Below are 10,767 nucleotides of genomic sequence, written 5' to 3'. Positions count from 1 at the left end.
GGGGGTGCCTCTATGTCTTTCGTCAAGGCATCTCTGTCGGGTTTGGGGGGTTCAGGGGTGCTGGGGTTATGCGGCGAGCTCGACGTCTTTCGGTGTCCGGGATTCGTAGAAGGTGCCGTCGCGGAGCATGGCGAACAGGACGCTGATGCGCTGGCGGGCGAGTCTGAGGAGGGCCTGGGTGTGGGTCTTGCCGCGGGCTCGCTGCTTGTCGTAGTAGGTGCGGGAGGCGGGGTCGGCGTTCATGCAGGCGAAGGCGGACAGGAACATCGCCCGTTTGAGCTGCCGGTTTCCGCCCCGTGGCGCGTGTTCGCCGTGGATGGAGGTCCCGGACGACTTCGTGGTGGGGGCGAGGCCGGCGTAGGAGGCGAGGTGGGCGGCGGTGGGGAAGCTGGTGCCGTCGCCGACGGTGACCAGCAGGACGGCGGCGGTCCTGACGCCGACGCCGGGCATCGAGGTCAGGACCGGGGAAAGAGGGTGAGCCTCCAGCAGGGTGTTGATCTGGGTTTCCATCGCCCGGCGCTGGGTGTGGACGGCGGCGAGCGAGGCGGCCAGGGAGGGGATGACGAGGTCGAGGGTGCCGGTGCCCGGGACGGTGACGGTCTGCTCGTCCAGCGCGTCGAAGACGTCGTCAATCAGCCGGGTGGCCATGCGCGGGGCCTTGGGCCGGATCAGTTCGACGAGTCTGCGGCGGCCGGCTTTGCGCAGGGCTGCCGGGGATCCGTAGCGCTCCAGCAGCCAGGTGACGGCGCTGTGGTCCAGGCGGGGACCCAGGACGCGTTCCAGGCTGGGGTGGAACTGGGTGAGCAGGCCGCGTATCCGGTTGCTGGTGCGGGTGGCCTCGGCGGCGAGGTCCTGGTCGAAACCGACCAGGACGGTGAGTTCGGCGGTGATCTCGTCGGTCAGCTCCAGCGAGCGCAGGGTGTGCGGCATGGTGCGGGCCGCGTCCGCGATCACAGCCGCGTCTTTGGCGTCGGTCTTGGCCTCGCCCGGGTAGAGATCGGCGATCCGCCGCATCGCCAGTCCGGGCAGGTAGGCGACCTGGCAGCCCGCGTCCCGGGCGACGGTCAGCGGCAGGGCGCCGATCGAGGCGGGCTGGTCCACGATCACCAGCACCGTGCCGAACTTCGCGGCCAATTTGTCGAAGACGGCCCGCAGCTTCGGCTCGCTGTTGGACAGTGGCTTGTCGAAGACCTTCTTCCCTGCCGGGGTCAGGCCGTGCCCGTGATGGGCGCTTTTGCCGACGTCCAGGCCGAGGAACACGCCCACGTCTTCGGTGTCGAACATGGCACCCTTCCAGGAGTGTTGAAGGTGCCGGCCTCGGCGTCGGTGTCGTACTCGCGCATCCACGTTATGCAGACCTGCCATCCGCGAGCTGTCCGGCATTGCGCCGGACCGGATGGCGGCCGGACCTCTGATCAGCGTCTCCGACGGACACCCCTCGGGCCCGGTGACACCACCCCCCAGGTCATCGACTTCGACAGGGGGACACAGTCATGCCGGGCCCGGAGGCCAGCGGCCCTCTTGCAGGACCGCGAAAAAGATAACGGGGGCGCCTCAGGCGCCCAGCGGGTCCAGGACCATCGGGGCGATACGTCCTTCCAGCATGGCGCCGAGCCCTTCCACGGCGCACAGCTCGGGGCGCTCCGCGATGTGCACCGGCATGCCGGTCGCCTTGCGCAGCATCTGGTCCAGGCCCGGCAGCAGGGCGCTGCCGCCGACCATCATGATGCCGCGGTCGGCGAGGTCGGCGACCAGATCGGGCGGGCAGTCCCGCAGCACCTTGCCGATGCCGTCGAGGACGGCGGTGAGCGGCGTCTGGATGGCCTGCCGCACCGCCGCCGTGTCCACCTTGACCGACCGGGCGAGCCCGGTGGCGACGTCCCGGCCGTGGATCTCCGTGACCTCCGGCCCCTCCGGGGTCAGCCCGTTCCCCTCCAGCGCGAGCTGGAGCGGGCGGACCGACTGGCTCGGGAGCATCAACTCGTGCTGGTGGCGCAGGTGCTGCACGATCGCCGCGTCCACCGCCTCACCGCCCACCGGGATCCGCTCGGCCCGCACGATCGAGCCGAGCGACAGCACGGCCACCTGCGTGGCCGCCGCGCCGCACACCATGATCATGGTGGCCTCGGGCCGCTCCACCGGGAGCCCGCAGCCCACGGCCGCCGCGATCAGCGTGTCCACCAGCTCCACCCGGCGGGCGCCGAGCCCGACCAGCGTCTCGATCGCGGCGCGCTGGGCGAGCGGGTCCGCGTCGTGGGGGGTGCAGGCGGCTGCCCGCAGCCGGGGCTTGCGGCGCAGGGCGCGGCGGGTGCGGTCGCCGATGAGCTGACGCAGCATCCGCTGCGCCATCTCGATGTCGACGACGGTGCCGCCGGACACGGGCCGGACGACGCGGATGTAGTCGGGGGTGCGCCCGGTCATCTTCTCGGCGAACTCGCCGACCGCGATCAGCGCTCCGGTACGGGTGTTCACGGCGGCGACGGACGGCTGGTCGACGACGAGGCCGGCGCCCTTGACGTACACCCGGGTGCGAGCCGCGCCCAGGTCGACGGCGAAGTGGCAGCGGCGCAGCTGCTCCAGACTGGCGGTCACGGCAGTTCCTCCCGAGTGCGCGGCCGGAGGCCCGCCGGGCGGCGGGCCTGACAGCATCGTGGGCGCCGGGCGGGGGCGGGCGCCTTTCCTGGGGGGCCAGGCGAGGGGCCGCCGAACGGGGGTCCCCTCGGCCGGCGACGGCGCGGGGGGCGGCCGGAACTGCCTCAAAGGGCAGGTTCGCCGCACAACCCGGTGGACGTCCGGGCAGAGACCGGGCCGCCGGGCGCCGAACGGCGGATCCGCGCCGGCGGCTCTCCTGATAATGCTGCGGAACCCAGGTCACGACGGGCGACGGCCCCGACGTTCTGAAGAGGCGATCCCGTGAGTCCGAAGAAACCCCGCTCGGCGCAGAAGACCGACGAGCAGGCGCTGCTGTCTCCCGGCCCTGCCGTGACGTCCCGTACGGCCCCGGCGCCCGTGGGGCTGAAGGGGCTCCAGGCGAGCGCCGGCAACGCCGCGGTCGTGCAGATGCTCCGGCAGGCCGGTCACCTGCGCGACGAGGAGCAGCACCGGCACACCGACGGGTGCGGTCACGCCCCGGCCGGCGAGCGGCCCGTGCAGCGGTCGGCGGTGCACGACGTCCTGCGCACCTCCGGACGTCCCCTGGACGACGCCACCCGCAGCGACATGGAGGCCCGCCTCGGCGCGGACTTCTCCGACGTCCGCATCCACGACGACAGCGCGGCCAGGGCGTCCGCCGCGGAGGTCGGCGCCCGCGCCTACACCTCCGGCAGCCATGTCGTCATCGGCGACGGCGGCGGGGACCCGCACACCCTCGCCCATGAGCTCACGCACGTCATCCAGCAGCGGCAGGGGCCGGTCGCCGGGACCGACAACGGTGCGGGGCTGCAGGTCTCCGACCCGTCGGACCGCTTCGAGCGGGAGGCGGAGGCCAACGCGGCGCGGGTGATGACCTCCGGCCCCGCCTAAGCTCCCCCCGGGCCCACGACCCCCCGCACCACCCCCAGCTCCACCAGGTCCTGCGGCCGGATGCGGAGGCCGTCCGCCGTGGCCTCCACCTCCTCCGCCGGGCGTTTCAGGATCGCCGCCGCCAGTTCCGGGGCGATCACCGAGAAGTAACTGTCCGGGGTGGCCCAGGTGTTGCCCGGCGCGGCGAGCGCCAGCGCGCCGCCGGAGCCGCCCTCGCCGACGACCAGCGTGGTCACCGGGGTGCGGGCGGCGGCGACGGCGTCGAACAGGTCCGCGATGGCCGCCCCCGCGCCCTGCCGTTCCGCCTCCGCGTCGTTGGCCGCGCCCGGGGTGTCCACCAGGGTCAGCACCGGTATGCCGAGACGGTCGGCGAGGCGGACCAGGCGGGCGGCGGTGCGGTAGCCGGCGGGGCGGGTGGCCGTGCCGGTCTGCGCCGCGTAGGCGACCGTACGGCCCTCGTGGTCGCCGAAACCGCAGAGCATGCCGTCGGGGTCGGCGCCGCCGCAGCGGTCGCCGGAGAGCGCGACGCGCGCGGTGAAGTAGGCGTCCAGGTAGGCGGCGGCGCGCGGGCGCCGGGGCGAGCGGGCCCGGCGGACCGCGTCCCAGCCGGTGGCCGGCAGGTCCGGCGCGCCCAGGGCGTGCGGCGGCGGGGCCGGTTCGGCGCGGGGGCGGGCCAGCAGCCGCAGCCAGCGGCCCAGGACGGCGCGCAGTTCCTCCGGCGGGACCAGCGCGTCCGCCGCGCCCGCCGCGACCTGCGCCTCGGCCGTGTACGCCGCGGGGTCGGCGTCCGGCGGGCGGACCCGGGAGCCGGCGAAGCCGACCTGCGCGCCGGGCAGGGCCAGGACGACGTCCGCGCCCGCGCCGAGGGTGGCCCAGCCGCCGCCGGTCGTGGGGTCCCGCAGCACGGCCACCCGGGGCAGCCCGGCCTCCCGGGCCCGCGCCGACGCGCGCGCCACCCGCTGCAACTGGGTCAGGGCGAGCAGGCCCTCCTGCATCCGGCTGCCGCCGGTGGCGACCAGGGACACCAGCGGCAGCCGGCGGTCGACGGCGTGCGCGTACGCCGCCTCCAGGCGGTCGCCGGTTCCCTCGCCGAGGGAGCCGCCGAGGAAGCCGAACTCGAACGCGATCAGCACGGCCCGTGTGCCCTCGACGTCCGCGACCCCGCAGACCACCGACTCGTCCTCGCCGGTGCGTGCGGCGGCGCGGGCCCGGGCGGCGTCGTAGCCGGGCCAGCCGAGCGGGCCGCCCGGCCTCGACCGCCGTGCCGGGTACGGCAGTTCGGTGAACACGTCGGTGACCAGGGCGAGGGCCTCGCGGGCCGAGGGGCGGTCAGCCATGGGTCAGCGCCCGCTTCATGATCTTGCCCATGTCGTTGCGGGGCAGCACGTCGAGATGGCGGACGGCCCGGGGCCGCTTGTGCGGGGCGAGGCACGCCGCCACGTGGTCCGCCAGCTCCTCCAGGCCGGGCGGCGACTGCGGGTCGGCCGGCACCACCCACGCCACGATCCGCTCGCCCAGGTCGGCGTCCGGCTCCCCGGTGACCGCCGCCTCCTTCACCCCGGGGTGTTCCAGCAGCGCGTTCTCGATCTCGCCCGCGCCGATCTTGTACCCGCCGCTCTTGATCAGGTCGGTGGCCTTGCGGCCGACGATGCGGACGTCGCCGCCGGGGTCGCGGACCGCCATGTCGCCGGTGCGGAACCAGCCGTCGGCGGTGAACGCCTCGGCGGTGGCGTCCGGACGGCCGAGGTACTCGGTGAAGAGGTTCGGCCCGCGCACCTGGATCTCGCCCACCGTCTCGCCGTCGTACGACGTCACCGGGGCGCCGTCCTCCTCGACCAGGCGCAGCTCGACCCCCGGCAGGGGCACGCCCACCGAGCCGGGGCGGGCCTCGGCGTCGACGCGGACGCTGGTGTTCATCAGCGTCTCCGTCATGCCGTACCGCTCCACGACCCGGGCCCCGGTCGCCGCCGTGATCCGCTCGTGGTCGTGCACCGGCAGCGCGGCCGACCCCGACACCAGCAGCCGCGCCCCGGACAGCGCCCGCGCCAGCTCCGGCTCGGCGGGCAGCGCCTCCGCCATGCGGTGGTACATCGTCGGCACGCCGAACAGCATGGTCGCGCCGTCGTTCAGCTCGCGGGCCACGCCCTCGGTGGTGAACCGGCCCAGGTGGCGCACCGAGCCGCCGCGGCGCAGCGGGCCGAGCGTGCCGAGGACCAGACCGTGCACGTGGAACAGCGGCAGGCCGTGCACCAGCACGTCACCGTCGGTCCACCGCCAGGCGTCGGCGAGGGCGTCCAGCGTCGAGGCGATCGAACGGCGGGGGAGGACCGCGCCCTTGGGCGGGCCGGTGGTGCCGGAGGTGTAGACGATCAGGGCGGGGTCCTCGGGATCCCGCTCCCGGTCGTCGGGCACGGAGGCCGGGCCGGCGCCGCGGGCCGGGTCCACGTCGACGCGGGGCAGGGCGGCCGGCGCGGCGGGCAGCGGGGCGCCGGGCGCGGCGAGGAGCACGTCGGGGGCGCTGTCGCCGAGGATGTGGCCCAGCTCCCGCTCGCCCGACCCCGGGTTGAGCGGGACCACGACCACCCCGGCGAGCAGGGCCGCCGTGACCGCGACCGCCGTCTCCAGGGCCGGCGTGGCCCACACGGCGGCCCGGCGCGCCCCCACGAGGTCCCCGGCCACCGCGCCGGCCGCGGCGGCGAGTTCCCCGTACGTCAGCGAGCGCTCGCCGAAGCGCAGGGCGGGACGGCCGGCGAAGGGGCCGGCCGGGCCGTCGGTGAGGGCCGGGAAGAGAGAGGACACGCGTCGTTCTCCTTGGGTCGCTGTCGTCGGACGGCCGCCGTGGCACGGCCCGGGCCGGCGGGTGCCCGCCGCGTCCAGGGTGTCCTACCTCCCGGCCGGGTACCACCGTCACCGGCCGCACCACCGCCGGCACCGCCGCGACGACGGTCCCGCCGTACGGAGGCGGAACTGTTAGCCTCTCGGTCGGTCAGCCGTTCGAGCGAGGAGTGAGTCGCCCGTGTCCCGTATCGCCCTCGTGACCTGTGCGCCTCAGCCCGACGTGGCGGAGGACCGGGATCTGCCGGTGCTGGTGCGGGCGTTGAACGAGGCCGGGGCGGAGGCGTCCGCCGAGGTGTGGGACGACGGCCGCGTCGACTGGGGCCGGTTCGACCTCGCCGTGATCCGCTCCACCTGGGACTACAGCTGGCGGGCGGCCGAGTTCACCGCGTGGGCGGAGCGGTGCGGCGCGCTGACCCGGCTGGCCAATCCGGCGGACGTGGTGCGGTGGAACGCCGACAAGCGCTACCTCGCGGACCTCGCCGGGGCCGGGGTGCCCGTGGTGGACACGCGGTACCTGGCGCCCGGCGACGCCGTCGATCTCCCGGACGGCCACGAGTTCGTGGTCAAGCCGGCCTCCGGCGCCGGCGCCCGGTTCGCCGCCCGCTACACCCCCGACGCGCACGAGACCGCCGTACGGCATGTGCGCCGCCTGCACGACGAGGGGTTCACGGCGATGGTGCAGCCGTACGTGCGGGCCGTCGACAGCGCCGGGGAGCGGGCGCTGCAGTTCTTCGGCGGGAAGCTGCTGCACGCCGGCAGGAAGGGTCCGGTGCTGGCCCCCGGCGCCCCCTACGACCAGCGGAAGACGGCCCACCCCGGGCTGACCGGCTGGACTCCCACGGCGGACGAACTCGCCGTCGCGGACGCCGCGTTGTCCGCCGTTCCAGGGGCGCCCGAGCTGCTGTACGCGCGGGTCGACCTGGTGGACGGCGACGACGGGCGGCCCCGGGTGATGGAGCTGGAACTGGTCGAGCCGAACCTGTTCCTGTGGCTGCACCCGGAGTCGCTGCCGGTCGTCGTGGAGCGGATCATCGAGGCGGCCGGCCGCTGACGGCCGTCCGCCGGAGCAGCCCCCGGGTGAATCCGGCGACCACCTCGTGACGGTCGCCCGCCGCGTCCGGGGCGGTGAGGGCCGGCCCCACCGGGCGGGCGCCGAGCCCTCCGGCGGGCGGGCCGGGGCGGGGCGCGGGCCGCGCAGCCGCTCGTGGGGCGGGATCCGGCGCGGGGGCCCGCGGGGGGCGGCGCACGCGGGTGACCGCGTGGTTTCCCGCGCCCCCGGGGGCGTTGCCCGTCCGGACGGGCTGTCGCTAGCCTGTGTTCGTCATGCCGATCGTCTGTTGGTATCTCGAACGCAGGCGCCGAGACCGCTAGGAGGGGGCCGGTCGTGGGACGACTCGTACCAGCCGTGACCCGGGCGCTCGACATACTCGAGCTCTTCCTCGACGGGGACGGCACGCTCTCCGCCCCCGACATCGTGCGCACGCTGCGACTGCCGCGCACCACCGTCCACGAGCTGGTCACCACGCTCGCCGCCCGCAAGTACCTCGTCCCGGTCGCCGGTCAGCCGGGCCGCTACCGGCTGGGCGTACGGCCCTACCAGCTCGGCGCCCGCTACGCCGAGCACCTGGACCTGGCCGCCGAGGGACAGCAGGTCGCCCGGTCCGTCGCCGAGACCTGCGACGAGACCGTGCACGTGGCGATCCTGGAGGACACCGACGTCATCTACATCGCCAAGGTGGACTCCACCCACGCGGTGCGGATGGTGTCGGCGGCCGGCCGCCGGCTCCCCGCGCACTGCACGTCCGTCGGCAAGATGCTGCTGGCCTCCCTCCCCGAGCCGGAGCTGGCCGCGCGTTTCCCCGACGGCGCGGAGCTGGCCGCGATGACCCCGAACAGCATCACCGACCCGGCCGTCCTGCGCGAGACCCTCGCGGACATCCGCACCCGGGGCGTGGCGGTGGAGAGCCGCGAATCCAACCCGGACGTCTCGTGCGTCGCCGCCCCGGTGCGCGACCGCACCGGACAGGTGGTCGCCGCGCTGTCCATTTCCGTACCGATGATCCGCTGGAGCGACGGGCGCCGGGCCGAGCTGGAGCAGCTCGCCGTGAAGGGCGCCGCCGAACTCTCCGAGCGCCTGGGCCACAGGAGCATGACATGACACACACGTTCGACGTCGCGGTCCGCGCGGAGGCGGAGCTGGGCGAGGGCCCCACCTGGGACCCGGCGGCCGGCCGGCTGCTGTGGATCGACATCCTGGGCTCCCGCGTGCACACCTACGACCCCGCCACCGGCCGGCGCACCGTGCGCCGCACCGAGCAGCACGTGGGCGCGGTCAAGCCCCGCGCGGGCGGCGGCCTGGTGCTGAACCTGCGGGACGGCGTCGGCCTGCTCGACCCCGACGACACCTTCCGCTGGCTGCACCGCGAGCCGGTCCCCGGCCGCCGGGGCAACGACGCCGCCGTCGCCCCCGACGGCAGCCTCCTCGCGGGCACCATGCGCTACGACGAGGCGCCCGGCGGCGGCACCCTGTCCCGGGTGACCGGCGACGGCACGGTCACCGTGCTCCTCGACGACGTGACGGTGAGCAACGGCACCGGCTGGAGCCCCGACGGCCGGCTGCTGTACTACATCGACACGCCCACCCGCCGGATCGACGTGTGGGACGTCGCCGAGGACGGCGCGCTCACGAACCGCCGTCCGCTCGCGGAGATCGAGGAGGGCGCCGGCTTCCCCGACGGTCTCACCGTCGACGCCGACGGCTGTGTCTGGGTGGCCCTGTGGGACGGGTCGGCGGTGCGCCGCTACACCCCGTCCGGCGCACTGGACCGGGTGATCGAGCTGCCCGTCCCGCGGGTCACGGCCTGCGCCTTCGGCGGCGCCGGGCTGACCGACCTCTACCTCACCACGGCCCGCGTCGGCCTGACCGCCCCGCACCCGCTCGCCGGATCCCTGCTGGTGGTCCCGGGCGCGGGCCGGGGCGTCGCCCAGCCCGCCTTCGCGGGCTGAGGCGGCCGGGCCTCACGACAGACCGGCCGCCTTGCGCTCCTCGGCCGTCAGCGGCGGGGCCGTCAGGGCGGGCTTCAGCGGCCCCGCCAGCGCCGCCACGAGCATCCGCGGGGTCAGCAGCACCCCGGGGCCCCGCTCCAGCGAGGTCACGTCGGTGACGCGCCGCGCGACGCGCCCGTTCCCGGTGGCCGTGTGCATCAGCCGGCCGACGTACGCGGCCAGCCACCGGTCCCGCGCGGACGGGCCGTCGTGGGTCGGTCCCGGGTAGAACACGTCCTGGCCCAGGGCGAGGTCCCAGGCCGCGCCCACCGGCCGGGCCATCGCGCGCTGTGCGCGGCGGGCCAGTCCCGGCGTCCCCCAGCCGTGCCGCAGCACCGTCGCGCGCAGCGCCGCCGCGCCGCGCGCCGCCACCGCCATGCCGTGGCCGTAGACGGGGTTGAACGCGGCGAGCGCGTCCCCGGCCACCACCAGGTTCTCCGGCCACGCCGTCATCCGCTCGTAGAAGAAGCGGCGGTTGGAGGTGGCCCGGGTGAGCGCCACCTCCGTCTGCGGGACCGCCTCGCCGAGCAGGTCGGCGATCACCGGGTGCCGCAGCTCCTCGCGGGCGAAACGCTCGAAGTCGGCCGTCCGGGCGGTGGGTTCGCCGCCCCGCGTGCCGAACAGGGTGACCAGCCAGCGCCCGTCCTCCACGGGCAGCAGCACGCCGCCGCGGCCGGGCCCTCCCGCCCGCGGGTCCTGCTGCACGTTGACGACCGGGAAGCCGCCCTGGGCCGCCTCCGGGGCGAGGTAGAGGCGGCTCGCGTACACCAGCCCGGTGTCGACCTCCCGGCGCTCGGGGGCGGGCAGCCCGGCGTCGGCCAGCCACCGGGCGGTGCGGGAACCGCGTCCCGTGGCGTCCACCACCAGACCGGCCCGCAGCGTGCGCTCGGCACCGTCGTCCGTCCGGACCCGGACGCCGGTGACGGCGGTGCGGTCGCCGTCGAGCGCGAGGACCTCGGTCCGGTCGAGCAGCTCGATCCGCCGGTCGCCGAGCACCTGGGCCCGCAGGGTCGCCTCCAGCAGGTCACGGGTGCACAGCAGCATGTGGTGGGACTCGTCCCAGCGCCGGTACCAGCCGTGCGGGGACAGCACCACCATGTTCGTGGTGACCGGATGGCGGTGGGCCCCCGCCGCCCGCAGCCGCTCGGTGACGCCCGGCACGAGTTCCTCCAGGGCGCGCGCCCCGCCCGACCACAGCTGGTGCGCGTGCCGTGCCTGCGGGACGCCGCGCCGCGGCTCGGGACCGGCGGGCAGCGCGTCGCGCTCCACCACGGTGACCCGGGCGAACGGGGCCAGGGCCCGCGCGGCGAGCAGCCCGGCGACGGATCCGCCGAGCACGACGGCGGTGGCGGGACGTCCGCT

The 10,767-nt window shown here is 75.6% G+C and carries 8 protein-coding genes and 1 pseudogene; 4 read left to right on the top strand and 5 right to left on the bottom strand.

Translation table 11 applies throughout. From position 1 onward, the window contains the following. Positions 1-66 precede the first annotated feature (66 nt). Complete coding sequence (locus ACWH4W_RS31635) at positions 67-1,284, bottom strand: IS110 family RNA-guided transposase (RefSeq protein WP_473079225.1); 1,218 nt, start codon at positions 1,282-1,284, stop codon at positions 67-69. Between the two features lie 270 nt (positions 1,285-1,554). Next, complete coding sequence (locus tag ACWH4W_RS31630; RefSeq protein ID WP_473079224.1) at positions 1,555-2,592, bottom strand: rod shape-determining protein; 1,038 nt, start codon at positions 2,590-2,592, stop codon at positions 1,555-1,557. Positions 2,593-2,961: 369 nt separating this feature from the next. On the opposite strand from ACWH4W_RS31630, the pseudogene ACWH4W_RS31625 reads away from it, so the two are divergent. Beyond that, positions 2,962-3,510, top strand: a pseudogene (locus ACWH4W_RS31625) (eCIS core domain-containing protein); the annotation flags it as partial. 8 nt (positions 3,511-3,518) lie between these two features. Here ACWH4W_RS31625 and ACWH4W_RS31620 read toward each other — a convergent pair. Together ACWH4W_RS31620 and ACWH4W_RS31615 are read right to left on the bottom strand one after the other, a co-directional pair. Beyond that, the gene (locus ACWH4W_RS31620; RefSeq protein WP_473079223.1) at positions 3,519-4,859 is read right to left on the bottom strand and encodes a carboxyl transferase domain-containing protein; all 1,341 of its coding nucleotides are present in this window, start codon (positions 4,857-4,859) and stop codon (positions 3,519-3,521) included. Next, positions 4,852-6,321, bottom strand: a complete 1,470-nt coding sequence (locus ACWH4W_RS31615) for an acyl-CoA synthetase (RefSeq protein WP_473079222.1) — start codon at positions 6,319-6,321, stop codon at positions 4,852-4,854. The genes ACWH4W_RS31620 and ACWH4W_RS31615 overlap by 8 nt, the downstream gene beginning before the upstream one ends. 217 nt (positions 6,322-6,538) lie before the next feature. Here ACWH4W_RS31615 and ACWH4W_RS31610 point away from each other — a divergent pair, with 217 nt between their 5' ends. The 3 genes from ACWH4W_RS31610 (at position 6,539) to ACWH4W_RS31600 (ending at position 9,366) form a co-directional block, all read left to right on the top strand. Continuing rightward, positions 6,539-7,411, top strand: a complete 873-nt coding sequence (locus ACWH4W_RS31610; RefSeq protein ID WP_473079221.1) for an ATP-grasp domain-containing protein — start codon at positions 6,539-6,541, stop codon at positions 7,409-7,411. A 333-nt stretch (positions 7,412-7,744) separates the two neighbouring features. After that, positions 7,745-8,518 carry an IclR family transcriptional regulator gene (locus ACWH4W_RS31605; RefSeq protein WP_473079220.1) on the top strand — a complete coding sequence of 258 codons (774 nt, stop codon included), beginning with the start codon at positions 7,745-7,747 and terminating at the stop codon, positions 8,516-8,518. Beyond that, positions 8,515-9,366 (top strand): SMP-30/gluconolactonase/LRE family protein, encoded by an 852-nt coding sequence (locus tag ACWH4W_RS31600; protein ID WP_473079219.1) that lies wholly within the window; start codon positions 8,515-8,517, stop codon positions 9,364-9,366. Before ACWH4W_RS31605 ends, ACWH4W_RS31600 begins: the two co-directional genes overlap by 4 nt. A gap of 12 nt (positions 9,367-9,378) precedes the next feature. Here ACWH4W_RS31600 and ACWH4W_RS31595 read toward each other — a convergent pair whose 3' ends face one another. Then, positions 9,379-10,743, bottom strand: a complete 1,365-nt coding sequence (locus ACWH4W_RS31595; protein ID WP_473079301.1) for an FAD-dependent oxidoreductase — start codon at positions 10,741-10,743, stop codon at positions 9,379-9,381. Positions 10,744-10,767 lie beyond the last annotated feature (24 nt).

Source organism: Streptomyces sp. DSM 120436 (assembly GCF_055778765.1).
This window is presented reverse-complemented; position numbering and strand designations above follow the sequence as displayed.

Excerpts from the sequence above, each read along its gene's own strand:
- ACWH4W_RS31600 (WP_473079219.1), top strand. The coding sequence starts at position 8,515 with ATGACACACACGTTCGACGTCGCGGTCCGCGCGGAGGCGGAGCTGGGC.
- ACWH4W_RS31635 (WP_473079225.1), bottom strand. The coding sequence starts at position 1,284 with ATGTTCGACACCGAAGACGTGGGCGTGTTCCTCGGCCTGGACGTCGGC.
- ACWH4W_RS31620 (WP_473079223.1), bottom strand. The coding sequence starts at position 4,859 with ATGGCTGACCGCCCCTCGGCCCGCGAGGCCCTCGCCCTGGTCACCGAC.